General features: G+C 73.7%; 23 protein-coding genes. 11 read left to right on the top strand and 12 right to left on the bottom strand.

Translation table 11 applies throughout. The features are described 5' to 3' along the window. Nucleotides 1–340: 340 nt before the first annotated feature. Nucleotides 341–787, bottom strand: coding sequence for a hypothetical protein (locus tag ACIQOU_RS22740; protein ID WP_401538631.1), 447 nt, complete (start codon nucleotides 785–787; stop codon nucleotides 341–343). A gap of 266 nt (nucleotides 788–1,053) precedes the next feature. On the opposite strand from ACIQOU_RS22740, the gene ACIQOU_RS22735 reads away from it, so the two are divergent. The 4 genes from ACIQOU_RS22735 (at nucleotide 1,054) to fxsA (ending at nucleotide 5,141) form a co-directional block, all read left to right on the top strand. Next, complete coding sequence (locus ACIQOU_RS22735) at nucleotides 1,054–1,494, top strand: Lrp/AsnC family transcriptional regulator (protein ID WP_401538630.1); 441 nt, start codon at nucleotides 1,054–1,056, stop codon at nucleotides 1,492–1,494. Between the two features lie 47 nt (nucleotides 1,495–1,541). Continuing rightward, nucleotides 1,542–3,143, top strand: a complete 1,602-nt coding sequence (locus tag ACIQOU_RS22730; RefSeq protein ID WP_401538629.1) for an amidohydrolase — start codon at nucleotides 1,542–1,544, stop codon at nucleotides 3,141–3,143. Nucleotides 3,144–3,680: 537 nt separating this feature from the next. Then, entirely contained in the window at nucleotides 3,681–4,502 is an 822-nt protein-coding gene (locus ACIQOU_RS22725; protein ID WP_401538628.1) for a polyprenol monophosphomannose synthase, read from the top strand. 81 nt (nucleotides 4,503–4,583) lie between these two features. After that, complete coding sequence (gene fxsA / locus ACIQOU_RS22720) at nucleotides 4,584–5,141, top strand: FxsA family membrane protein (RefSeq protein ID WP_401538627.1); 558 nt, start codon at nucleotides 4,584–4,586, stop codon at nucleotides 5,139–5,141. A 131-nt stretch (nucleotides 5,142–5,272) separates the two neighbouring features. Here fxsA and ACIQOU_RS22715 read toward each other — a convergent pair whose 3' ends face one another. The 4 genes from ACIQOU_RS22715 to ACIQOU_RS22700 form a co-directional block, all read right to left on the bottom strand. Further along, nucleotides 5,273–5,647 carry an RNA polymerase-binding protein RbpA gene (locus ACIQOU_RS22715; protein ID WP_003977404.1) on the bottom strand — a complete coding sequence of 125 codons (375 nt, stop codon included), beginning with the start codon at nucleotides 5,645–5,647 and terminating at the stop codon, nucleotides 5,273–5,275. 254 nt (nucleotides 5,648–5,901) lie between these two features. Beyond that, nucleotides 5,902–7,242 carry an MFS transporter gene (locus tag ACIQOU_RS22710; protein ID WP_401538626.1) on the bottom strand — a complete coding sequence of 447 codons (1,341 nt, stop codon included), beginning with the start codon at nucleotides 7,240–7,242 and terminating at the stop codon, nucleotides 5,902–5,904. 83 nt (nucleotides 7,243–7,325) lie between these two features. Beyond that, nucleotides 7,326–8,093 carry a glycerophosphodiester phosphodiesterase gene (locus tag ACIQOU_RS22705; RefSeq protein ID WP_401538625.1) on the bottom strand — a complete coding sequence of 256 codons (768 nt, stop codon included), beginning with the start codon at nucleotides 8,091–8,093 and terminating at the stop codon, nucleotides 7,326–7,328. After that, entirely contained in the window at nucleotides 8,090–8,743 is a 654-nt protein-coding gene (locus tag ACIQOU_RS22700; RefSeq protein ID WP_401538624.1) for a YitT family protein, read from the bottom strand. The genes ACIQOU_RS22705 and ACIQOU_RS22700 overlap by 4 nt, the downstream gene beginning before the upstream one ends. A gap of 103 nt (nucleotides 8,744–8,846) precedes the next feature. Here ACIQOU_RS22700 and ACIQOU_RS22695 point away from each other — a divergent pair, with 103 nt between their 5' ends. Then, complete coding sequence (locus ACIQOU_RS22695) at nucleotides 8,847–10,346, top strand: PLP-dependent aminotransferase family protein (RefSeq protein WP_401538623.1); 1,500 nt, start codon at nucleotides 8,847–8,849, stop codon at nucleotides 10,344–10,346. Nucleotides 10,347–10,369: 23 nt separating this feature from the next. Here ACIQOU_RS22695 and ACIQOU_RS22690 read toward each other — a convergent pair whose 3' ends face one another. Then, entirely contained in the window at nucleotides 10,370–11,935 is a 1,566-nt protein-coding gene (locus ACIQOU_RS22690; RefSeq protein WP_401538622.1) for a hypothetical protein, read from the bottom strand. 40 nt (nucleotides 11,936–11,975) lie between these two features. Continuing rightward, entirely contained in the window at nucleotides 11,976–12,170 is a 195-nt protein-coding gene (locus ACIQOU_RS22685) for a hypothetical protein (RefSeq protein ID WP_037742059.1), read from the bottom strand. A gap of 259 nt (nucleotides 12,171–12,429) precedes the next feature. Between ACIQOU_RS22685 and ACIQOU_RS22680 the strand changes: the two genes are divergently transcribed. The 5 genes from ACIQOU_RS22680 (at nucleotide 12,430) to ACIQOU_RS22660 (ending at nucleotide 18,480) form a co-directional block, all read left to right on the top strand. After that, complete coding sequence (locus tag ACIQOU_RS22680) at nucleotides 12,430–12,822, top strand: ankyrin repeat domain-containing protein (RefSeq protein ID WP_401538621.1); 393 nt, start codon at nucleotides 12,430–12,432, stop codon at nucleotides 12,820–12,822. A gap of 301 nt (nucleotides 12,823–13,123) precedes the next feature. Next, on the top strand, nucleotides 13,124–14,542 hold the full coding sequence (locus tag ACIQOU_RS22675; RefSeq protein ID WP_401538620.1) for a HEAT repeat domain-containing protein: 1,419 nt from the start codon (nucleotides 13,124–13,126) through the stop codon (nucleotides 14,540–14,542). Between the two features lie 184 nt (nucleotides 14,543–14,726). Continuing rightward, nucleotides 14,727–15,854: a glycosyltransferase family 4 protein gene (locus ACIQOU_RS22670; RefSeq protein WP_401538619.1), complete on the top strand. Its 1,128-nt coding sequence runs from the start codon at nucleotides 14,727–14,729 to the stop codon at nucleotides 15,852–15,854. Further along, complete coding sequence (locus ACIQOU_RS22665; protein ID WP_401538618.1) at nucleotides 15,851–17,038, top strand: glycosyltransferase; 1,188 nt, start codon at nucleotides 15,851–15,853, stop codon at nucleotides 17,036–17,038. Before ACIQOU_RS22670 ends, ACIQOU_RS22665 begins: the two co-directional genes overlap by 4 nt. Before the next feature lie 638 nt (nucleotides 17,039–17,676). Then, nucleotides 17,677–18,480, top strand: a complete 804-nt coding sequence (locus ACIQOU_RS22660) for an SGNH/GDSL hydrolase family protein (RefSeq protein WP_401538617.1) — start codon at nucleotides 17,677–17,679, stop codon at nucleotides 18,478–18,480. A 364-nt stretch (nucleotides 18,481–18,844) separates the two neighbouring features. Here ACIQOU_RS22660 and ACIQOU_RS22655 read toward each other — a convergent pair whose 3' ends face one another. Genes ACIQOU_RS22655 through ACIQOU_RS22635 form a run of 5 tightly spaced genes read right to left on the bottom strand, consistent with a single transcriptional unit; the run spans nucleotide 18,845 to nucleotide 23,208 of the window. After that, the gene (locus ACIQOU_RS22655) at nucleotides 18,845–19,711 is read right to left on the bottom strand and encodes a biotin-dependent carboxyltransferase family protein (RefSeq protein ID WP_401538616.1); all 867 of its coding nucleotides are present in this window, start codon (nucleotides 19,709–19,711) and stop codon (nucleotides 18,845–18,847) included. Then, entirely contained in the window at nucleotides 19,708–20,325 is a 618-nt protein-coding gene (pxpB, locus tag ACIQOU_RS22650; RefSeq protein ID WP_401538615.1) for a 5-oxoprolinase subunit PxpB, read from the bottom strand. The genes ACIQOU_RS22655 and pxpB overlap by 4 nt, the downstream gene beginning before the upstream one ends. Beyond that, nucleotides 20,322–21,080 carry a LamB/YcsF family protein gene (locus tag ACIQOU_RS22645; RefSeq protein WP_401538614.1) on the bottom strand — a complete coding sequence of 253 codons (759 nt, stop codon included), beginning with the start codon at nucleotides 21,078–21,080 and terminating at the stop codon, nucleotides 20,322–20,324. Before ACIQOU_RS22645 ends, pxpB begins: the two co-directional genes overlap by 4 nt. Nucleotides 21,081–21,097: 17 nt before the next feature. Next, nucleotides 21,098–21,919, bottom strand: coding sequence for a putative hydro-lyase (locus ACIQOU_RS22640; protein ID WP_401538613.1), 822 nt, complete (start codon nucleotides 21,917–21,919; stop codon nucleotides 21,098–21,100). Further along, nucleotides 21,916–23,208 carry an MFS transporter gene (locus tag ACIQOU_RS22635; protein WP_401538612.1) on the bottom strand — a complete coding sequence of 431 codons (1,293 nt, stop codon included), beginning with the start codon at nucleotides 23,206–23,208 and terminating at the stop codon, nucleotides 21,916–21,918. The genes ACIQOU_RS22640 and ACIQOU_RS22635 overlap by 4 nt, the downstream gene beginning before the upstream one ends. Nucleotides 23,209–23,443: 235 nt before the next feature. Here ACIQOU_RS22635 and ACIQOU_RS22630 point away from each other — a divergent pair, with 235 nt between their 5' ends. Continuing rightward, complete coding sequence (locus ACIQOU_RS22630) at nucleotides 23,444–24,139, top strand: GntR family transcriptional regulator (RefSeq protein WP_401538611.1); 696 nt, start codon at nucleotides 23,444–23,446, stop codon at nucleotides 24,137–24,139. The last annotated feature ends 100 nt before the right edge of the window (nucleotides 24,140–24,239 follow it).

Below are 24,239 nucleotides of genomic sequence, written 5' to 3'. Positions count from 1 at the left end.
CGGCCCCCTCCGGGCCGGGGTGCCACGGCCTCGACGCGCGCGCCAACTCCCGCCAGGCAGAAGGCGCCTGGGCATGCTCGGCCACCGACCGCACCGTCACGGCGGACGGCGTCACGGGCAGGCCGGACGGGAACACGGGTGAGCGTGCCGGGTGCCGGGAAGACGGGAACATGCCGACCGGACCGGCCTCCGGCGCCCTGAACCGGGCGCGCCCTCACCGCCGTTGACGGTGCTGGTGGGAGACGCGTGCCGGGTGCGCGGCCAACTGGCCCCGGGCGCGGGGCGGTTGCTCGTCGGGCTCCGCAACGCCGAGGGTGGCCGGCGGCGTTGACGGGAGCGGTCAGGCGGCCTCGCGGCGCATCACCGGTACGCGCATCGGGCGCGAGCTGGGACCGCCGACGTGCGAGAAGGGCTGCGTGCGCCAGTCGAGCCCCTGGGGGAGCGTCAACAGCAGGGCGGTGTCCTGCTCCTGGGGCTTCGCCGAGGCGTCCGCGCCGCGGGCGTCGGACGCCCGGCGCCCCGTCCCCGCGCAGACCGTGAGCCCGAACGGGTTCCACGGCGAGGCGCACAGCGCGTGCTCCGGCAGCACCTTCTCGTCCGCCAGCAGCGCGATCGACTGCGCGCAGTCCGGGCAGATCACCCGGTACATCTCCAACGTGTCGTACGTGTCCAGCTCGTCATCGTCGTACGGCTCGGCGTCGTTCGGATCGATGCCTTCCGGCTCGATGTCGACGACCGGCTTGAGCCGCTTGGACGTGCTGCGACCAGGGCGCTTGAGGCTCTGCATGGGATTCTCCCCCTCGGGCTGGGCCGGAAGGCGCTGCGGCCCCGACCACAGCAAGCACTTCCCGTCCCGTCTCCGGGGTAATCGCGAGGGCATCACGGAGACGCCCCGGGGCCTGTGGTGTTCGTCACATGAAGGTCCCGGGTGCCCGGCCCGGCCGTTTTGTCCCCCAGGAGTCCCACCGGTCCCTCCCCGCCACATCACGAACCGGGTATGACCCGCACCGCTCGGGTATCCCGGCGATCTGCCGCACGGTAGGTTCTTGCGCCATGGAGGAGCTGGACCGACAGATCGTGCAGCTGCTCGTCAAGGACGGGCGGATGAGCTACACCGACCTGGGCAAGGCCACGGGCCTGTCCACGTCGGCCGTGCACCAGCGGGTGCGGCGGCTGGAGCAGCGTGGCGTCATCCGCGGCTACGCGGCCGTCGTCGACCCCGAGGCGGTGGGGCTGCCGATGACCGCGTTCATCTCGGTGAAGCCGTTCGACCCCAGCGCCCCCGACGACATCGCGGACCGGCTGGCCGACGTCCCCGAGATCGAGGCCTGCCACAGCGTCGCGGGCGACGAGAACTACATCCTCAAGGTGCGCGTGGCCACCCCGCACGAACTGGAGGAACTCCTCGCCCGGGTCCGCACCCAGGCCGGCGTCTCCACCCGCACCACCGTCGTCCTGTCGACCCCGTACGAGGCCCGGCCGCCCCGGATCTGACGCACCGGTGTGCCGGGCGGTGCCGCCGAGGCGCGAGACTGTTCCCCATGAACGAGCGCACCGCCCCGCCCCGCACCGTCCTGCTCCGCCGAGGCGAGGTCCACAGCCCCGCCGACCCGTTCGCGACCGCCATGGTCGTCGAACACGGCCAGGTCGCCTGGGTCGGCTCCGAGGGCGCCGCCGACGCCTTCGCGGACGGTGTCGACGACGTCGTCGACCTGGACGGCGCCCTGGTCACCCCGGCCTTCACCGACGCCCATGTGCACGCCACCGCCACCGGCCTCGCCCTCACCGGCCTCGACCTGTCCACCGCGCCCTCGCTCGCCGCGGCCCTCGACCTGGTCCGGGACTTCGCACGGGCCCGCCCGCACGACCGGGTCCTGCTCGGCCACGGCTGGGACGCCGCCCGCTGGCCCGACGGCCGCCCCCCGACCCGCGCCGAACTCGACGACGCCGCCGGCGGCCGCCCGCTCTACCTCAGCCGCATCGACGTCCACTCGGCCGTCGTCAGCACCGCCCTGCTGGACCTCACGCCCGGGATCGGCGCCGTCGACGGGCCGCTCACCCGCGACGCCCACCACACCGTGCGCGCCGCCGCCCTCGCCGCCGTCACCCCGGCCCAGCGCACCGAGGCCCAGCGCGCCGCCCTCGACCGCGCGGCCTCCCTCGGCATCGGTTCGCTCCACGAGTGCGGCGGGCCCGGCATCTCCGACGAGGACGACTTCACCGGCCTGCTGCGGCTCGCCGCCACCGGAGGCGGACCCCGGGTCGTCGGCTACTGGGCCGAACAGGACATCGACAAGGCACGCGAACTGGGCGCTGCGGGCGCCGCGGGCGACCTCTTCGTGGACGGCGCCCTCGGCTCCCACACCGCCTGCCTCCACCAGCCCTACGCCGACGCCGACCACACCGGCACCGCCTACCTGGACGCCGACGCCGTCGCCGCCCACGTCGTCGCCTGCACCGAGGCCGGCATCCAGGCGGGCTTCCACGCCATCGGCGACGCCGCCGTCACCGCCGTCGTCGACGGGGTGCGGGCCGCCGCCGAGAAGGCCGGCCTCGCGCGCGTGCGGGCCGCCCGGCACCGCGTCGAACACGCCGAGCTGCTCACCCCCGAGTCGATCGCCGCCTTCGCCGAACTCGGCCTGACCGCCTCCGTGCAGCCCGCCTTCGACGCCCTGTGGGGCGGCACGGACGGCATGTACGCGGACCGCCTCGGCGCCGACCGGGCCCGCGCCCTCAACCCCTTCGCCGCCCTGCTGCGGGCCGGTGTCCCGCTCGCCCTCGGCTCCGACAGCCCGGTCACCCCCCTCGACCCGTGGGGCACCGTCCGCGCCGCCGCCTTCCACCACACGCCCGAGCACCGGATCTCGGTGCGTGCCGCGTTCACCGCCCACACCCGGGGCGGCTGGCGCGCCGTCGGCCGCGACGACGCGGGCGTCCTGGTCCCGGGCGCGCCCGCCGACTACGCCGTCTGGCGGACCGACGAACTGGTGGTCCAGGCGCCCGACGACCGGGTGGCCCGCTGGTCCACCGACCCGCGCTCCGGCACCCCCGGCCTGCCCGACCTCACCCCGGGCCGCGACCTGCCCGTCTGCCTGCGCACCGTGGTGGGCGGCCGGACCGTGTTCGTACGGCCGAGCGAGTGATCTCCCGGGGTGGCGCGCCGCCGGTCAGTGGCCGCCGCCCCGCCGCGCGACCTGCGCATCCTCCGCCCCGACCTGGCCCTCGGCGACGTTTGCGCAGGTTGCGCGGCTGTTGACAGGCCAAGGCGAAAGGCCGGTAGGTTCTGCCGGGTCCACCACCGGACGCCCGACCGTGAAACGTCCGCGCACTCGTCGCGGCGCCGCTGGGTCAGGGACGGTGTGCCGCACCGGGGCACCGCCACTGGGAGCCAGGCCCAGCGCCAGCGCCGAGACGAGGGAACGTTTTACCGGTCGGGGAGGTGTGACCCGGGTGGGGCCCGGGCGTTCAGTAGACAACGGCTTTCGGTCGACCCGCAGCCAGCGGGCCCCAGGTCGGCCCGAAGGGCGCCGGGCCCCCATCCGCAGCACCCCAAAAACCCCCAAACGGTGTTCCTTACCCCGCTCTTGCGGAATCGACACCACCATACGAACGTCCTGTCACGTCATCGCAGGCGGCGGCCACTATGGTGGACCTCTGCGTACGGACACGAAGGGGCAGCAGTGAACGACGGCGACGGGACCCTCGCGGCACAGGACCGGGGGAGAAAGTTCGGCCCGCTCGGCACGGCCTTGGTGATCATCCCGACCTACAACGAGGCCGAGAACATCAAGTCGATCGTCGGCCGTGTCCGCGAGGCCGTCCCCGCGGCCCACGTCCTGGTGGCTGACGACAACAGCCCCGACGGCACCGGCAAGCTCGCCGACGAGCTGGCCGCCACGGACGACCACGTCCAGGTGCTGCACCGCAAGGGCAAGGAAGGGCTCGGCGCCGCCTACCTCGCGGGCTTCCGCTGGGGCCTGGAGCACGGCTACGGCGTCCTGATCGAGATGGACGCCGACGGCTCCCACCAGCCCGAGGAGCTGCCCCGCCTGCTGACCGCCCTCAAGGGCGCCGACCTGGTCCTCGGCTCGCGCTGGGTGCCCGGCGGCCGGGTGGTCAACTGGCCCAGGAGCCGTGAGGTCATCTCCCGGGGCGGCAGTCTCTACTCCCGCCTCGCCCTGGATCTCCCGCTGCGCGACATCACCGGCGGCTACCGGGCCTTCCGCCGGGAGACCCTGGAGGGCCTCGGCCTCGACGAGGTCTCCTCGCAGGGCTACTGCTTCCAGGTCGACCTGGCCCGCCGCGCGGTGCGGGCCGGTTACCACGTCGTCGAGGTCCCCATCACCTTCGTCGAGCGCGAGCTGGGCGACTCCAAGATGAGCCGGGACATCCTCGTCGAGGCGCTGTGGCGGGTCACGGCGTGGGGCGTGGGGGAGCGGGTCGGCAAGGTCACCGGACGGGTGACGCGGCCGAAGAACCCGCAGGCCCGCCCGGAGGCGTAGGCGGCCGGGGGGCCCACTCTCACAGCCACGGTTGATCGTCCTCTTATGCCGCACTGAGCTTTACCCAGGCACACTGGACGCATGACGACTGGTACACCGACCCCCGCCTATCCTGCTCCCGCCCGGCGCTCCCGGCTGCGAACGTTCCTGCCGCTGGGCGTCGCGGCCTGGCTGGTGCTGGAGATCTGGCTGCTGACCGTGGTCGCGGGCGCCTCCAGCGGGTTCGTGGTGTTCCTGCTGCTGCTCGCCGGGTTCGTGGTCGGCGCGGGGGTCATCAAGAAGGCGGGCCGCCGGGCCTTCAAGAACCTGAACGAAGCCCTCCAGAACGGCGCCGCCCCCTCCAGCGGCGGCGGCAGCGGGCTGATGATGCTCGGCGGGCTGCTCCTGATGATCCCCGGCCTGCTCTCGGACGTGGCGGGGCTGCTCCTGCTGATCCCGTCGGTGCAGCAGGCCCTTGGCCGGTTCGCCGAGCGCACCGTGGAGAAGAAGCTGCGCGCCGCCGCCCCGGGCACCGTGGGCGACGCCTTCCAGCAGGCCCGGATGCACCGCCCCGACGGCAAGGTCGTGCAGGGCGAGGTCGTCAGGGACGAGCCGGGCGGCGACACCCCCGAGGGCCCGCGCCCGCCGCTGAACCGCTGACGGCGCCTGTCACGTCGTTCGAACGGCGTGACAGGGATCGAAGAGACGACTGCGGGCGCCTACGTGGAATCACGTAGGCGCCCGCAGTCTTGTTGTGCGTGCGTGTCGTGCGTCGGGCCCTGGTGCAGGGACTACGCAGACTTGCGGCTGTCACGCGGATGAACAGCGATGTTCATCGCGCCGGAGCGGAGAACCGCCAGACGCTCCTCAAGGACCTCTTCGAGTTCCTCGCGGGTGCGCCGCTCCATCAGCATGTCCCAATGTGTACGCGCGGGCTTGGCCTTCTTTTCCTCTGGGCCGTCGCCGTCAACGAGGAGTGCCTGGGCCCCGCAGACCTTGCACTCCCACTCCGGCGGAATCTCCGCCTCGACCGAGAAGGGCATCTCAAAGCGATGTCCCTTCTCGCATGCGTACTCCACGGCCTGGCGCGGGGCCAGGTCGATGCCGCGGTCCGTCTCGTAGCTGGTCACCACGAGGCGCGTGCCGCGAAGAGCTCGCTCACTCATGAATCGTGCCTCCCGGGCTTGTCGCCCACAGGACAGGTGTCGCTGTCGTCGTCATCCGTTCAACGTCCGGTCGGCGGTAAAGATTCCCGTTCCGGGTCATGCGTCGCCGTCGTAACCGCCCTTGTTGTACCCGCCCGCGCCCGGTTTGTCACATCTACTGGTAGATGTGACCCACCGTTTCGGCATCTTTGACGCGCAGTAACGGTCCGCCTGGCAGGCCAAACGCGTACACTACCGCCCTTTGGCCTCGAACGCTAAATCCTCTCGGGAACGGGATTCCCCGCGTCGCCGATCGCCCGTCGCACCGGCACCCGTGCGAGCAGCACGAACCCGATCGCGAAGAACGCCACCAGGGAGATGATCGCGTCGCGATAGCTCCCCGTGAGCTGGTAGGTGATCCCGAACAGAAGAGGACCAAGCCAGCTCATGCCCCGGTCGCTCATCTCGTACGCCGAGAAGTACTCGGCCTCTTTTCCGGGCGGGACCAGATGAGAGAACAGAGAGCGCGAGAGCGACTGGCTGCCGCCCAGGACCAGGCCGATGCCGGACGCCAGGACGAAGAACCACAGCGGCGCGTTGGCCGGCAGGAAGTACCCGGCGGCCAGCGTCACCGTCCAGGCGACCAGCGAGCCGAGGATCGTCCGCTTCGCCCCGTAGAGGCGGGCCAGCCGACCCATCGCCAGGGCGCCGGCCACCGCCAGCACCTGCACCAGCAGGACGGCCACGATGAGCGTCGACTGACTCAGACCCAGCTCCTGCGAGCCGTAGAGGGAGGCCTGGGAGATCACCGTCTGGATGCCGTCGTTGTAGACGAGGTACGCCAGCAGGAAGGAGAGCGTCAGCGGGTGGCGGCGCATGTCGCGGACGGTCGCCGCGAGCTGCCGCAGGCCCGGGGCCGTCGGCCCCTCGCGGGTGGCGGCGCGATCGCGCAGGCGGCTCAGCGGGATCAGCGTGAAGGCGCCCCACCACAGGCCCGCCGTGGCCAGGCAGACGCGCACCGCGGTGGTCTCGGAGACGCCGAAGCGGTCGTGGGCCAGGTAGAGCACCAGATTCCCGACCAGCACCAGGGAGCCCGCCGCGTAGCCGAAGGCCCAGCCCCGGGAGGAGACGGCGTCGCGCTCCTCGGGCGGGGCGATCTGCGGGAGGTAGGAGTTGTAGAGCATCATGCCGACCGACTGCGCCCCGTTGGCGATGATCAGCAGGGCGCCGCCCAGCAGATAGCGGTCGCCGTCCAGGAAGAACATGCAGGTGGTCGCCGTCGCGCCGGTGTAGGCGGCGGCCGCGAGGAGCGGCTTCTTGCGGCCGGTGCGGTCGGCGGCCGCGCCCACCAGGGGCATCACCACCACGGCGACGATCACCGACAGGGACACCGAGTAGGCGAAGAACGACCCCGCGCGCACCGGTATCCCGAACGGATGGACGAACCCGTCCGCGTCCGCCGCCGACTCGGCGACCGAGGTCAGATAGGGGCCGAGGAAGACGGTCAGCACGCTCGTCGAGTAGACGGAGCAGGCCCAGTCGTAGAAGTACCAGCCGCGCTGCTCGCGCCGCCGGTCCGAGGCCTCGGCCGCCGGTTGTCCCGGCTCGACCCCCACCCGTGTCTCAGGCTTCCCGCCCACCCGCGCCCCCGCTTTCCCGCCGCAGCTGCCGTGCGCGCCCGGACGGCCCGCCCGGGCCCTCAGACCCAGACGCCCCGCTCCTCCATGACCGCGCGCAACGTGTCGATGTGATCGGTCATGATGCCATCGACGCCCAGGTCCAGGAGCCGGTGCATGCGCTCGGGTTCGTTGACCGTCCACACGTGGACCTGGAGCCCGCGCGCGTGGGCGGCGCGCACGAAGCGCCGGTCGACCACCGGGACGCCGGACTGCGTCTCGGGCACCTGTGCGGCGATCGCCGAGGGGCGGGGCACGGTCGGCAGCCCCCAGGAGCGCAGCCGCAGGCCGAGCACGCCCCGGGTGCCGTAGGAGGTGGCCAGGCGGGGTCCCGCCAGGCGCTGGGCGCGCACGACCCGGGCCTCGGAGAAGGAGCCCACGCAGATCCGGTCCCAGGCGTCGGCGCGCGCGACCAGTTCCAGGAACGGGGCGAGGGCGGCCTCCGCCTTGAGGTCGACGTTCCAGCGCACCTCGGGGAAGGTCTCCAGCAACTCCTCGAACAGGGGCAGCGGTTCGCGGCCCGCCACGCGCGCGTGGCGCACGTCCTGCCAGGGCAGGTCCGCGATCCGGCCCGAGCCGTCGGTGACCCGGTCCAGGGTCGCGTCGTGGAAGGCGACCAGCCTGCCGTCGGCCGTGGTGTGCACGTCCGTCTCGATGTACCGGTAACCGGCCGCCACCGCCCGCCGGAACTGCGGCACGGTGTTCTCCAGGCCGTCCGCGTCCCCGCCCCGGTGGGCGAAGGGGATCGGGCCGGGATGGTCGAGGTAGGGATGGGGTGTCCGGGTGCTCACCGGGGCAGTATCGCGCCCCGCGGTGACCCGGCGGCAACGATCGTGCCGCGCTCGGGTGCCGGGGTGGCGTCGAACATCCGCAGGAAGAACTGGGCGAGCGGGCCGATCGCCAGCGCGTACAGGACGGTGCCGATGCCGACGGTGCCGCCGAGGGCGAACCCGCCGGCCACGACGGTCAGTTCGATCGCCGTGCGCAGCAGCCGCAGGGAGCGGCCGGTGGCGCGGTGCAGGCCGGTCATCAGGCCGTCGCGGGGGCCCGCGCCGAAGCGGGCGCTGATGTAGAGGCCGGTGGCGAGGCCGTTGAGGACGACGCCGGCCAGCATCAGCGGGATGCGGACGGCCAGGGCGCGGGTGTCGGGGACGAGGGCGAGGGTGCCGTCCATGGCGAGGCCGACCACGAAGACGTTGGAGACCGTGCCCAGGCCCGGGCGCTGGCGCAGTGGAATCCACAGGAGCAGTACGGCGGCGCCGACGACGATGGAGACGACGCCGATGGTCAGGCCGGTGCGTGCGGCGAGGCCCTGGTGGAGCACGTTCCAGGGCTCCAGGCCGAGCCCGGCCTCGACGAGCAGCCCGGAGCTGGCGCCGTACAGCGCGAGGCCCGTGTAGAGCTGGATCGACCGTCGCCCGAGACGGTTCCGCTTGGACAAGGTGTGCCCCCTGATGCTGGTGGTGGTGGACTGGCTTGTGTCACCCTGTGGCTTGGGGAGAAACGTCATCCATGGCCAATTCGAGGAAGGTGGACTGATTTCCATGACGCAGTGGACTTCGGCGATGGGTGCCGCGCAGCTCGGCCGGCTGCTCAGCTCGCAGCAGGACCGACCGGCCGGGCCCGGCACCCGACGGCCGCCCGCCTACCGGGCGCTGGCCGACGGCATCCGGCTGCTGGTCCTCGAAGGGCGGGTGCCCGTCGCCGCCCGGCTGCCCGCCGAACGCGAACTCGCCCTCGCCCTCTCGGTCAGCCGCACCACGGTCGCCGCCGCCTACGAGGCGCTGCGCACCGAAGGGTTCCTGGAGTCCCGGCGCGGCGCGGGCAGTTGGACGACGGTGCCGGCCGGGAACCCGTTGCCCGCGCGGGGCCTCGAACCGCTGCCGCCCGAGGCGCTCGGCTCGATGATCGACCTGGGCCACGCGGCGCTGCCCGCCCCCGAACCCTGGCTGACCCGCGCCGTCCAGGGGGCCCTGGCGGAGCTGCCCCCCTACGCCCGCACGCACGGCGACTACCCGGCCGGGCTGCCCGCGCTGCGCGCGATGATCGCCGAGCGGTACACCGCGCGCGGCATCGCCACCATGCCCGAGCAGATCATGGTGACCACCGGCGCGATGGGCGCGATCGACGCGATCTGCCATCTCTTCGCCGGACGCGGCGAGCGCATCGCCGTCGAGTCGCCGTCCTACGCCAACATCCTCCAGCTGATGCGGGAGGGCGGGGCCCGGCTGGTGCCCGTCGCGATGGCCGAGGGGCTGGCCGGCTGGGACCTGGACCGCTGGCGTCAGGTCTTCCGGGACGCGGCGCCCCGACTGGCCTATGTCGTCGCCGACTTCCACAATCCGACCGGCGCCCTCGCCGACGAGGACCAGCGGCGCGGTCTGGTGGAGGCGGCCCGCTCGGCTGGCACGGTCCTGGTGGCCGACGAGACGATGAGCGAACTGTGGCTCGACGACGACGTCGAGATGCCGCGCCCGGTGTGCGCCTTCGACCCGGCCGGGTCCACCGTGATCACCGTCGGCTCGGCCAGCAAGGCGTTCTGGGCCGGGATGCGGATCGGCTGGGTGCGTGCGGCACCGGACGTCGTGCGCAGCCTGGTCGCCGCGCGCGCGTACGCCGACCTGGGCACGCCGGTGCTCGAACAGCTGGCCGTGAACTGGCTGTTCGGCACCGGGGGCTGGGAGCAGGCGGTCGCGGTCCGGCGCGCGCAGGCCCGGGAGAACCGGGACGCCCTGATCCCGGCCGTGCGACGGGCGTTGCCCGACTGGGAGTTCGAGGTGCCCCGGGGCGGGCTCACGCTGTGGGTGCGCACCGGGGGGCTGTCCGGCTCGCGGCTCGCGGAGGTGGGGGAGCGGGTCGGGGTGCGGGTGCCGTCGGGGCCGAGGTTCGGGGTGGACGGCGCCTTCGAGGGGTATGTGCGGCTGCCGTTCACGGTGAGCGGCGCGGTCGCGGAGGAGGCCGCCGTACGGCTGGCGGCCGCTGCCCGGCTGGTGGCGACGGGCGCGTCGGGGACGGGCGAGGCGCCGCGGACGATCGTGGCCTGAACGTCCGCGGCGCCGGGGTCGGCCTAGCTCTCGACCGCCATTTCCATGGGGAGCTGCCCCGTGCTCTCGGTGGCGGCCGGGTTCGAGCGGGGTGGCAGTAGGGCCAGTACCGCCTGCCGGTCCGGGTCGCTGGTCGTGTCGTCGTAGGGGTCCGGGGTCGCCGGGACCTGGAGGCGCAGTACCGGTCCCGAGCCGAGGCGGGCGTAACCGCGGCCCGGCGGGACATGCGCGGCCGGTGTGGTGTGCGGCGGGGCCCCGAGCACCGCCGTCACCTGGTCGGCTGAGGCCGGGCCGAGCACGACCCGGGCGTGGGTGTGCTGGCGTACCGGGTCGCTGAGAGTGTCCGCGCTGTCGAACTGGTCGGCCACCACCACCGTCACGCCTGCTGCGCGGCCGTGCCGCAGCGGGACCTGGAGGAGGGACTGCGGGTCCGGGCGGCCCTCGGTGGCCGCCAGGTGGCTGAAGGCGCTCGGCCGGTCCAGCAGAATCCACAGCGGGCGCCTGGCGTCGTCCGGCGGTGGATGGCCGGCCTGCCGGGCGCGGTTGAGCGCGACGAGCCGGCGTTCCGTCTCGTGCGTCGCCCACTCCAGGCTGGCCAGCGCCCCGGTGAGACCGCACTCCACGGCGAGGACGCCGTCCCGTCCGGTCAGGCAGGCGAACTCGCCGGTGGCGCCGCCTTCGAGGATCACCACGTCGCCGTGGCGCAGGGCCTGGAGGGCGAGGGAGCGCAGCAGGGTCGAGGTGCCGCTGCCGGGACGGCCCATGACCAGCAGATGCGGCTCGGTCGAGCGGACGCCGGTGCGCCAGAGCACCGGCGAGACGTCACGTCGTTCCTCGCCGTGGGTGAGCGGGAGCGTGCGCGGGACCTCGGTGGGGTCGGTGAAGCCGAGGACCGTCTCGCCGGGTGCCGTGACGAAACGCTGGGCGGCGATGTCGGTGGGCAGCGGGGCGAGGACGGTGACGGAGAGCTGGTTGCCCTCCTCGTCCCAGGCGAAGTGGTACTCGCGGCCACGCCCCGACTTGGCGTGCAGGAGCTGCTCGACACGGGCGCGCTCGGCGGGCTCGCCGTCCGGGAAGTACGCCGGGTAGCGGAGGGTGAGGTGGGCGAAACGGCCCGAGCCGTCGAACTCGTGGGCGGGGAAGGCCTTTTCCCACGCGCCGCCGTGGGCGTAGAGCGGGGCGGGGTCGTCGGGGTCCGAGAAGTAGGGGATCAGGGCCTCGTAGAGCGCGCCGAGGCGCTTGGTCTGTGCCTCGTCGGGGCCCTCGGGGGGCGGCGCCACGCGGTCCCGGCCGTGCCAGGCCGCCGCCGCCATCAGGGTCATGACGGCGAGCAGCGGCCCGTACGGCGCGAGCGCCACGACCAGGACCACGGAGGCCGCCAGGAACAGCAGCGGCCCGCGCCGGTCCTTGGGGGTCTCGGCCCATCTGCGCCGCCCGACGGCGGACAGCCGGCGCAGACCGCGCGTGATCGTGATCAACGGGTGGAGGACGTCGGTGGCGCTGTCGGCCGCCGTCCGGGCCAGCTCCCGGCTCCGGGCGATCTGCGCGCTGCCTGTGCTCAGGATGCGGGGAAGGGGGCGCCGGGCCACGGCGGTCTCCTGACGGTGCGTGCGGACGGGACGGGCCGGATCAGAACTTGATGCCGCCGAGCAGGCTCGCCAGGCTCTCGCCGCCCGCCTTGATGCTCGGGGCGATCGCCGTGCTCGCCAGGTAGAAGCCGAACAGGGCCGACACCATGGCATGCGATGCCTTCAGCCCGTCCTTGCGGAAGAAGAGGAAGACGATGATGCCGAGAAGGACGACGCCTGAGATGGAGAGGATCATGTGGGTTCTCCTGGTTCGCGGGGGACAGTCACCATGAGTACTTCCAGGCTCACAGAATGTATCTATAGGATAAAAGGTGCAATCGAGTGAATTTCGCTGAATTTCCCTCGGTTGGTGGAGCTGTCCGAGCGGGTTGAGCAGGGAGTTTGCGTCCGACCGGGTCTTTGGCGATCTTTACCTCCGGCACTTCGGGTCATGTGCCGCGGAGCCAGTACCCTGGCGATTCACCTGAACGGTTGTATGAGAGGCGGTCCGGCCGATGACTGAAGCCCCCGACCCCGAGGTCGTGGAGCTGGCGACCAAGATCTTCGATCTGGCCCGGCAGGGACAGACCGAGGCGCTCGTGGCGTACGTCGACGCGGGCGTTCCGGCCAACCTCACCAACGACCGCGGCGACAGCCTCGTGATGCTCGCCGCCTACCACGGGCACGCCGACGCGGTCCGCGCGCTGCTCGCCAAGGGCGGCGCCGCCGACCACATCAACGACCGGGGCCAGACCCCGATCGCGGGCGCCGTCTTCAAGGGCGAGACGGAGGTCATCAAGGCCCTCCTGGAGGGCGGCGCCGACCCCGCCGCGGGCACTCCCTCGGCCGTCGACACGGCCCGGATGTTCGGCAAGACGGACCTGCTCGAATTGTTCGGCGCACACTGACACGCACGTTCTGACCAGCAAAAACACAACAAACGGGGGAGGCGGTAACAGGCCGCCGGTATTTCGGTCGCGGCAGGTCGAACTGCCGAGTCATCATGACGTCGTGATTCATGGACGTGATGGCTGGGCAGGTGATGCCGCACCGCGCGGACCGTGACTCGGTCCGTATGGGCCACCGACGAGAGGCAGAGGAAGATGGTCTACAGCAAGCAAGAGACGGCGGGCGCCCCGACGTGTTGGCACGCGGCCAGGTAGTGCGTGTTCCCCGGTTGCGTCGACGCTTGATGTGAGGCTGTTTCCCATGTTCGATCCGGTCATAGCGCCCAGCGGAACCCTGCTCGGCCTCCTCCAGAGGGGCCGTGGCGACGGCACGCTGCACGCGCTCACCGCACCGCGAGCCGAAGCGCTCACGGCACTGAACCACTGCGTGCTCCGCGATCCCCGCCACGACTGGCAGGTGGAGAACCGCTCCCTCTACTACGCCCGTCTCTACCTCGACCTCCATGGCGAGCTGGACGAGATCGAGGCCCACCTCTTCGACGTCGAGGACATCTTCGACAGCGAGGAGTCCCGCACCGGGCTCTCCCTCGCCGTCCTCGGCCACCTCGCCTCCTACGGCAGGCGCGACGCGCTCGCCCTGCTGCGCCGCTACGCCGCCACCGGCTCCAACTGGGCCTGGGCCCTGGACGAACTGGCGCTGCGCGACGACGACGCCGGGCTGCGCGCCCTGGCCGCGCCCACGCTGGCCCGGTTCGCCACCGACGCCGAGGGGGAGGCCGCGCTCGCCGTCGCCGTACGGGACGCCTTCGAACCCCGGCCCTGGCGACTGTGGGCGGACGACCCGCGCCCCTCGATCGCCGCCCGGGTGCGTGCCGCGCGGGAGACCGGCTGCTTCGACCGCTGGCAGCGCCAGATGCGCCCCACCGGACCCCGGCCCGGCTGGAGCGTCCAGGCCGTGTTCGAGTGGGCCCAGCAGGGCATGGACCGGGGCGCCGCCCTGCACGTCCCCGCCGCCCGCTGCCTCGTCGCCGTCGCCGGGCCCGAGGACCGGCCCGAGATCCTGAACGCCGCCCAGGACGGCACCGACGGCGCCCGCTGCACCGCGCTGCGCTATCTCGCCGACGGCAACGACTCCGCCGCCCTCGACCTGATCGAAGCGGCCGTGCGCACCGGGACCCCGGTGGTCGTGGACGCCGCCGTCGACGCCTTCGAACGGATGCGCAGTGTCGCCGCCGTCGACCGGGCCCGCGGCTGGGCCCACCGGCCCGACCCGCTCGGCGCCGCCGCCGGACGGATGCTCGCCTGCCGGGGCGGCGTCGAGGACCGGGACCTGGTCCTGGGCGCCCTGCGCGAGGCCGTGCGGGGCGAGGGACCCGACGCGCCGACCCTGTTCACCCTCGTCGACGGCACCGGCCGGCTCGGCATCGTCTGCGCCGCCCCCGTCCTGCGCCACATCTACCGGGAGACCGCCTCCTCGCACCTGCGGGGCCGCGCCGCCCGCGCGCTGGCCGCCACCGACCCGTTCTTCGCGGCCGGGTTCGCCGTCGAGTGCCTCTGGGACTGCGAGGAGACCACCCGCGAGATCGCCGCCCGGCACGCCGAGACCGGCGACACCCGGGTCGTCGAACAGCTGCGCAGGCTGGCCGCCGACCCGGCCGAGGAGGACGAGGTGCAGACCGCCGTCCGCAGCCGCATCGGCCCCGACGGGCTCACCGCCTGACCCCGCGCACAGCCGGCCCCGGGCACCGGCCCGCCCGCCGGATGAACACCCGGCGACGCGCGGGCCAGGAGGGCATGGACACCTCCTGACCCGCCCGGGGGTGCGGGGGAACGCTCACGGGACGTTCCCCGGCCGGAAAGATCCACGTTGACGCGGCCACGTCCAGCGCGGCGAGAACACCCTTATGCGTGTCGTCATCGTGACCGAATCCTTTCCCCCCGACGTGAACGGCGTGGCCCACTGCGCGCTCCAGACCGCCCGGCACCTCGTGGCGCGCGGTCACGACCCCGTCGTCGTCGCCCCGGCCCCCGCGCCGGGACAGCGGCCCGACGCGTCCGCTCCGTGCCGCGTCGTGCACGTCCCCTCCCTCCCGCTCCCCGGCTACCCGCAGGTGCGGGTAGCCCTGCCCAGCCGTCGCCTCGCCGCGACGCTCATCGAGCACCGCCCGGACGTCGTCCACCTGGCCAGCCCCTTCGTCCTCGGCGTCCGCGGCATGGCCGCCGCCGCCCGCCTCGGCATCCCCGCCGTCGCCGTCTACCAGACCGACCTCGCCGGGTACGCCCGCACCTACATGGGCGCCGGAGAGGCCGCCGCCTGGCGCCGCATCCGTGCCGTCCACTCCGCCGCCGACCTCACCCTCGCCCCGTCCAGCGCCGCCCTGCACGACCTGGAGACCCACGGCGTACCCCGGGTGCGGCTGTGGCAGCGCGGCGTGGACACCGCCCGCTTCCGCCCCGAACTGCGCGACGAGGCGCTGCGCCGGGAACTCGCCCCCCACGGCGAACTGCTCGTCGGCTACGTCGGCCGGCTCGCCCCCGAGAAGCAGGTCGAACTGCTGGCCGGCGTCTGCGATCTGCCCGGCGTCCGCGTCGTCATCACCGGCGACGGACCCAGCCTGCCCAGCCTGCGCCAGACGTTGCCCGGCGCGGTCTTCCTCGGCCGCCGCACCGGCGACGAACTCGCCCGGATCTTCGCCTCCCTGGACGTCTTCGCCCACACCGGGCCCTTCGAGACGTTCTGCCAGACGGTGCAGGAGGCCATGGCGAGCGGCGTGCCCGTCGTCGCCCCGGCCGCCGGCGGCCCCCTCGACCTGGTCGCCCACGGGCGCACCGGACTGCTGGTCACGCCGCACGACGCCGACGCCGTGCGGGACGCGGTGGCCGACCTGGCCGCCGACGCCGAACGCCGGGCCACGTTCGGCGCCACCGCGCGGATCACCGTCGAGGGCCGCACCTGGGCCGCCATCGGCGACCAGCTGATCGGCCACTACGAGAACGTGCGCGCCGCGCGCCGGACGGCGGTGGCCGCATGACCGGGCTGCGGATCGTCCGCCTCGCCAACTTCGTCGCCCCCTCCTCCGGCGGTCTGCGCACCGCCCTGCGCGAACTCGGCAAGGGCTTCAAGCAGGCCGGGCACGACCCCGTCCTGATCATCCCCGGCGCCCGCGCCGACGACCGCGACACCGAACAGGGCCGCGTCATCACCCTGCCGGGCCCCCTGCTCCCCGGCACCGGCGGCTACCGCGTCCTGACCGACCGGCGCCGGGTCGCCCAGACCCTGGAGGAGCTGGCCCCCGACCGCCTGGAGGTCTCCGACCGAACGACTCTGAGGTGGACCGGCAAGTGGGCGCGGCGCGCCCGGGTGCCCGCTGTGATGGTCTCCCACGAGACCGCCGACGGCGTCCTGCGCACCTGGGGCCTGTCCGAGGCCGCCGCCCGCCGCGCCGCCGACGCCCTCAACGTCCGCACGGCGCACACCTACGCGCGCGTGGTGTGCACCACCGAGTTCGCCGAACGGGAGTTCGTGCGCATCGGTGCCCGCAACGTCGTCCGGGCTCCGCTCGGCGTCGACCTGGTGGCCCGGCACCCCTCGCTGCGCGACCCGGGGCTGCGCGACCGGTACGCGCGGCCGGACCAGACGCTCCTGGTGACCTGCACCCGGCTCTCCGTGGAGAAACGACCCGGCACCGCCCTCGACGCCCTGGAGGCGCTGCTGCGACGCGGCCGACGGGCCGTGCTCGTCGTCGCCGGGGACGGGCCGCTGCGCCCCAGGCTCGAACAACGCGCGCGGGAACGCGGGTTGCCCGTCACCTTCCTGGGCCATGTCTCCGACCGCGCCGAACTGGGCGCGCTCCAGGCCTCCGCCGACGTGTGCCTGGCGCCGGGACCCGCCGAGACCTTCGGGCTCGCCGCGCTGGAGGCCATGGCCTGCGCGACCCCGGTCGTGGTCAGCACGTCGTCCGCGCTCCCCGAGATCATCGGCTCCGCCGGTGCGGTCGCCGCCGACCACGGCGAGGCCTTCGCCGACGCCGTCGAGCTGCTCCTCGCCCTCCCCGAGCAGGACCGCCGGGACGCGGCACGCGCGCGTGCGGAGTGCTTCGGCTGGGACGCGGCCGTCGAGGGGTTCCTCGCGGCGCACGAGGCGGGCGGGGTGGGGCGGGGGCCCGTGCCGGTACTGGGAGCGGTGCCGGGGACGCCCCCGGGTGACGCGGCATGAGACCCGTGCGGTTCGTGGCGCTGGGCGACTCGCTGACCGAGGGGGTCGGAGACCCGGTGGGGGAGGGGTGGCGCGGCTGGGCCGCCCTGCTGGCGGAGGGACTCGGGAGGAACGGCCGTCCCGCGTCCGGGAGTTGCGAGTGCGAGGGAGGCGCCGGTGCGGGTGGGGGAGTTGAGGGCGCGGGTGCGGAAGTGGCCTGCGGGGTTGGGGAGTTCGGGGGCAGCGGCTGGGGGGTGTGCGGGTGCGGTGCTGTCGGGGCTGCGGGTGCTGTGAGTGGTTCGGCGGGTCGTGGAGTTGACGCTGAACGGGCGGACTGCGGGGGCGGTGAAGGGGGTGCGTGGGGTCCGGCGGCTGGTGAGATCGGTGGGGGTGGTGCGGCCGGTCGCGGGTTCGTGGCAGGTGCCGACCGTGCCCCGGGGGCTTGCGGGGGCGGTGAGGTTCGGTCGGGGTGCGGGGGTGGGGTTGGGGAGCGGGTTCCGGGGGTGGGTGGTTCTACGGCACGTGAGGTGGTGCGTGGAGTCGGAGCGGGTGGGGAGGGTGACCGGGGGGTCTGCGGGTTCGGTGGGGTCGTTGCGGGTGGCTCGGTCGGCGGTGGGTCTGCGGCAGGTGTAGGCCGGGTTCGTGGGGGCTGCGGGGCTGTGGCGGCGGGTGGTCCGGCGGCTCGTGGGTCCTGCGGTGGGGCGGCCGCCTGCGCTTCGGGAGGCCGAGGCGGCGTCGAGTTCGTCAATCTCGCCGTCAGCGGGGCGCAGACGCGGGAGGTGCTGGAGCAGCAGACGCCGGCCGGCCTCGCGCTGCGGCCCGACCTCGTCTCCGTCGTCATCGGCGTCAACGACACCCTGCGCTGCACCTTCGACATCCACGCCGTGGCCGCCCGACTCGACGAGGTGTACGGCGCGTTCACCCGGCAGGGCGCGGTACTGCTCACGGCGTGTCTGCCGGACCCCGGCGCGATGCTGGGGCTGCCGGGCACCCTGGCGCGCCCGCTGGCCCGACGGCAACGGGCGGTCAACGCCGTCGTCCACGCGCTCTCCGCGCGGTACGGCGCCGTTCACCTGCACGCGGCGGAGGGCGCCTGGCTGAGCCACCGCGCGATGTGGAGCGCGGACCGGCTGCACCCCGCCGAACGCGGGCACCGGCAACTCGCCCTCCGTTTCCACGCGCTGCTGGCGGAGACCGGCCTCGCGGGCGGGCCGACGCCTTCGGCGGAACCCGAGTTCCCGGCGCCGACCAGGTCGGCGAGCCTGTGGTGGCTGGCCACCGCTGGTACCGCCTGGGTGGCCCGGCGCTGCACCGACCTGTTGCCCCAACTCCTCAGCCTCGCCGCCGACGAGCTGCGCCACCACGCGCGCGGCACCAGCGCCCGCCTCGATGTGCGGGCCTCGGCAGCCGTCTCGGCAGCGTTGGCCGCGTTGACGCCGGGGGAGCGGCGGGAGGTGGCTTGAGGGGGGCGGGGAGGGGCGTGCGGGGGTGACGTGGGGCTGGGGGCGTTGGGTGGACGGGGAGTGGGGGCAGGGGGCGGCAGAGCGGGTCGCGTGGGCGAGGCCATGGGCCGTCGTTGCGTGGCGGGTGACGTTCGAGCGGCGTTCGGGTTCCTGTTTCTGGGAGGGGCCCCGGTGTATGCCTCGGTGCGGGTGTGGGGGCCACTGCCGCCGCTGATGCTGGTGCGAGGGCCGCTGCCGATGCCGTTGCGCGGGCTGCTGCGGGTGCGGTCCTCCGCTGAGGCTGGCGTCCTTTGGCGGGAGATCCCCCGCCCGCAGCACCCCGCCCCGCACACCCCGCCCCCTCGGCAGGCCTCCTCGGGAGCCCTCAGCTGCCACTCCTGACGAATCTGATCGGGGTGCCCGGTGTCGCCTGGGCCGCTGCTGGGAGGTCTTCGGGGTGGGCCACCGCGATCACCGGGTAGCCGCCGGTCGTCGGGTGGTCGGCGAGGAACACCACCGGTCTGCCGTCCGGGGGGACCTGGATCGCGCCCAGGACCATGCCCTCGCTGGGGAGTTCGCCTGTCATGGCCCGTTCCAGCGCGGGGCCCTCCGTGCGCAGGCCGATGCGGTTGCTCGACGCGGACACGCGGTACGCGCGCGTGGCGAACGTGTGCAGGGCGGCCGGGGTGAACCAGTCGTCGCGCGGGCCCGGCGTCACCCGCAGGATCAGCTCGGTCGGCGGGGCCGGCTGGGGAGCGACGTCCACGCGTGCGTGCGGAGTGCCGGGGCGGCCCAGGGGCAGGATCGTGCCGTTGGCCAGGGGCGGCGGGCCGAGCCCGGAGAGCAGGTCGGTGGAGCGGCTGCCCAGCACCGGTTCGACGGCGACCCCGCCGGAGACGGCCACATAGCTGCGGACACCCCGGACGGCGGCGCCGACCTCCAGGAGCGCGTCGGCGGGGACCCGCACCGGGGCGCCCCACGCGGCCGGTCTGCCGTCCACGGTGACCGGGCAGGGGGCGCCTCCCACGGCCACGGTGACCGTCGAACGGGGGCGCAGGGCACAGCCGTTGACCGTGGTCTCCAGAACCGCCGATCCGGGTGAATTGCCCACCAGCCTGTTGACGAGCGCGGCCGCAGGACCGTCGAGCGCGCCCGAGCGCGGCACGCCGAGGTGGGCGTGGCCCGGGCGGCCCCGGTCCTGCACCGTGGTCAGCGCCCCCGCGCGGACGACGACCAGCGCACGGTCCGTCATGAGGACCCCACCTCGACGAAACGCACGCGCGTACCCGGCGACAACAACGCGGCCGGTACGCGCGTGTGGTCCCACAGCACGGCGTCCGTGCGCCCGATCAACTGCCAGCCGCCCGGCGAGGAACGCGGGTACACGCCCGTGTACGGCCCCGCGAGCCCCACCGCACCGGCCGGCACGGCGGTACGCGGCGTGGCCCGGCGCGGCACGTCGTAGCGCGGCGGCAGACCGGTGAGGTAGCCGAAACCGGGCGCGAACCCGCAGAACGCGACGGTGAACTCGGTGTCCGCGTGGACCCGGGCCACCTCGCCCTCCGTGACGCCCCACAGCGCGGCGACGTCGGCGAGGTCGGGGCCGTCGTAGCGGACCGGGATCTCGACCGCCTCCCGCGCGCGGGGCGGCGCGGGCGGCACCTCGGCGGCGGTCAGCTCGGACGCCAGCCGGGCGGGGTCGGCCAGACCGTCGAGGAGGACCGTGCGGGCCGCCGGGACGATCTCCCGGACCGACAGGGCGCCCTCCGCGCGGCGACGCAGCAGATCGGCGTGCAGGGCGCGCGCCTCCTCGCCCGACGCCACCTCGACGAGCAGGGCGTCGACACCCACCCGCAGCGCCCTCATACGAACGCCTCCACCCGCACGCCCGCCTCCCGCAGCCGGTCCCGGACCAGCCGGGCCAGCTCGACCGCGCCCGGCGTGTCGCCGTGCAGGCACAGCGAACGCGCGCGTACCTCCACGCGCGCCCCGGACAGCGAGGTGACCATGCCGGAGCGGGCCAGGCCCAGCGAACGTTCCACCACCACCGCCGGATCGGTCACGACGGCGCCGTCCTGGCCGCGCGGCACCAATGTGCCCTCGTCGGTGTACGCGCGGTCCGCGAACGCCTCCGGCACGGCCGGCAGCCCCGCCCGCCGCGCCAGGTCGAGCAGGCGGGAGCCGGGCAGGCCCAGGACGGGCAGGGCGGCATCGGCGAGCCGGACGCCGTCGACGACCGCCGCGGCCTGCTCCGCGTCATGGACGACGCGGTTGTAGAGCGCGCCGTGCGGTTTCACGTACGCCACGCGCGTGCCCGCCGCGCGCGCGAAGACCTCCAGGGCACCGATCTGGTAGGCGATCTCGGCGCTGAGTTCCGCGGCCGGTACGTCCATCGCGCGCCGCCCGAACCCGGCCAGGTCCCGGTAGGAGACCTGGGCGCCGATCCGCACCCCCCGTTCGGCCGCGAGGGCGCACACGCGGCGCATGGTGGCCGCGTCCCCGGCGTGGAATCCGCAGGCCACGTTGGCGCTGGTGACGACGGACAGGAGCCCTTCGTCGTCGGTCAGCCGCCAGCGGCCGAAGCCCTCGCCGAGGTCGGCGTTCAGGTCGATGGAGGTCATACTCCCCATGTTTCCACTCAGGCCACGCGGTACTGCTCGTCGCGGGCGTCGGTCAGGAACATCTGCCCCGGCGCGTGGGTGATCGCGAACGGCGGCCGGGACGCCATCACCGCGGCCTGCGGCGTCACCCCGCACGCCCAGAACACCGGGATGTCGTCCGCGTCGGCGGTCACCGGGTCGCCGAAGTCCGGGCGCCCGAGGTCGGCGATGCCGAGCCCTGCGGGGTCGCCGCAGTGCACGGGGCCGCCGTGGACCGCCGGGAGCAGGCTGGTCTCCCGGATCGCCGCCGCCAACTTGCCGGGCGGCACCGGGCGCATGGACACCACCAGGGGGCCGTGCAGCCGCCCGGCGGGCCTGCACGGCCGGTCGGTCACGTACATCGGGACGTTGCGGCCCTGCTCGACATGGCGCATCGGCACGCCCGCGTCGGTCAGCGCCCACTCGAAGGTGAAACTGCACCCGATCAGGAACGACACCAGGTCCGCGCGCCAGTGCGCGCGCACGTCGGTCGGCTCCGCCACCAGCTCGCCGTCCCGCCACACCCGGTAGCGCGGCAGGTCGGTGCGGAGGTCGGCGCCGTCCGCGAGGACCGTCCGGACGTCACCCGCGTCCGTGACGTCGAGCACCGGGCAGGGCTTCGGGTTGCGCTGGCAGAACAGCAGCATGTCGTACGCCCAGTCGGCGGGCACCGCGATCAGGTTGACCTGGGTGTGGCCCGCGGCGACCCCCGCGGTCGGCCCCGTGAGCCCTTCCCGGAAGCGGGTCCGGGCGGTTCTCGGGCTCCACGCGTGCGCGTGCTTCTCGACGACGGTCACCGGGAGGTCCTCGACACCGTTCACGCGAGGTCCTTTCCGCGGGTCTCCGGCAGCCCCAGCAGCGCCAGGGCCGCGATGCCGTACCCGAGCGCCCCGAACACGAGCGCCCCGCCCACGCCCCAACTGTCGGCCAGGAAGCCGACGGTGGTCGGGAAGACGGCGCCCACGGCGCGGCCGGTGTTGTAGGTGAAGCCCTGTCCGGTGCCGCGCACCGCGGTCGGATACAGCTCGCTCAGATACGCGCCGAAGCCGCTGAAGATCGCCGACATGCAGAACCCGAGCGGGAACCCCAGCACCAGGAGGAGGGTGTCCGAGCCGGCCGGTATGTGGGCGTAGGCCAGGATGCACAGGGCCGACAGCAGGGCGAACAGCCAGATGGTGCGCCGCCGGCCCAGCCGGTCGGTGAGATGGCCGCCGGTGAGGTAGCCGGTGAACGCGCCCGAGATCAGGAACGTCAGATAGCCGCCGGTCCCGACGACCGAGAGACCGCGCTCGCCCTTCAGGTACGTCGGCACCCAGGTGGCGAGCGTGTAGTAGCCGCCCTGGACGCCGGTCGACAGCAGCGACGCGAAGACGGTCACGCGCAGCAGGCCCGGCCTGAAGATCGCCGTGAACCGCCCTTTCTCGGCGCTGCGTTCACGGACGGCGGCGGCCTCGGGGGCGTCGCGCACGTGCCGTCGCATCCAGATCACCAGCAGCGCGGGCAGCGCGCCGGTCCAGAACATCACCCGCCAGGCCAGGTCGGCGCCGAGGAACGAGAAGACCAGCGTGTACACGAGCGCGGCCAGCGCCCAGCCGATCGCCCAGGAACTCTGGACGGCGCCCAGGGTGCGGCCCCGGTGTTTCGCGCTCGCGTACTCGGCGACCAGGATCGCGCCGACGGCCCACTCGCCGCCGAAACCGAGCCCCTGAAGGGCGCGGAAGACCAACAGCGTCTCGTAGGTGGGGGCGAAACCGCAGGCCACGGTGGAGACCGCGTAGGTGATCACCGTGATCATGAGGGCCCTGACCCGGCCGATCCGGTCCGCGAGCACCCCCGCGAGGGCGCCGCCGACCGCCGACACCACCAGGGTGACGGTGGTGAACAGACCGGTCTGGCCGCTGTCCAGGCCGAAGTACGCGGAGAGCGCGACCATGCTCAACGGCAGGGTGAAGTAGTCGTACGAATCCAGGGCATAGCCGCCGAACGCCCCCGCGAAGGCGCGTCGGCCGCGCGGCCCGAGGGCGCGCAGCCAGCCCAATGCCCCGTCGTCGGGGGCGGATTCGGTCGTCGCGGTCGGGGTTCCGGGGGACAGCGGGGTTGGCGTGCTCATGTGCACCTCGCAGAGGAAGGAACGAACGGTGCTGGTGGGGACGGTGAGCCGGGTCCTGCCGGGGTCGGTGGCGGCGTGGAGGCGTGGAGGCGTGGGGGTGAGGGGGCGAGGGGGCGAGGGGGCGAGGAGGGGCAACGCCGCCGGACCGGCCGATGCACAGCAAGGTAGAGGATCGTTGAACGATCCTTCAATACCCCTGTTGTTTCGTTCTGATGTCTGCGATTGAATTCCGGGCATGGCAGAGCAGCTGACCGACCTGGCCGACGACCGCGCCCTGCTGGGGCGCACCAGCACCGCCGAACGGGTTTCGGACATCCTCCGGAGCCGGATCGCCGACGGCTTCTTCCCGCCCGGCACCCGCCTCTCGGAGGACAGCATCGGAGGCGCCCTCGGGGTCTCCCGCAACACGCTGCGCGAGGCGTTCCGGCTGCTCACGCACGAGCGGCTGCTCGTCCACGAGCTGAACCGGGGCGTGTTCGTGCGGGTCCTGACGGTGCGGGACGTCGAAGACATCTACCGGCTGCGCAGCCTCGTCGAGTGCGCCGTGGTGCGCGGGCTCGGCGAGCCGCCCTACGCCCTGGACGCGCTCCTGGAGGCCGTCGAGGAGGGGCAGCGGGCCGCCCACGAAGGTGACTGGAAAACGGTGGGTACCGCCAACATCCACTTCCACCGGGAACTCGTGGCCCTGGCCGGAAGCGCCCGCACGGACGAGCTGATGCGCAGCGTCTTCGCCGAACTCCGCCTCGCCTTCCACGTCGTCGACGACCCCGAGCGCCTCCACGCGCCCTACCTCCGGCGCAACCAGGAACTCCACCGAACGCTCCTGGAGGGGCGGCGCGACGAGGCCGAGACGATGCTCCGGGTCTACCTGGCCGACTCCCTCGACGGGGTCGTCGAGGTCTACCGGCGCCGGGTCGTCCCCGAGGCCTAGATGAGTGAGTCCGATGTTTTCAGTGGTCGTAGGCGATGAGTGAGCGTTTGACTGTGGCTCCGGTGTGCCAGTTGTGCCAGATCGCGGTGGCGAGGGCGAG

Source organism: Streptomyces sp. NPDC091279 (assembly GCF_044757465.1).
In the GTDB taxonomy this organism is placed as follows: domain Bacteria; phylum Actinomycetota; class Actinomycetes; order Streptomycetales; family Streptomycetaceae; genus Streptomyces.
Note: the sequence above shows the minus strand (reverse complement) of the source record. Positions and strands in the feature narration are given on the sequence as shown.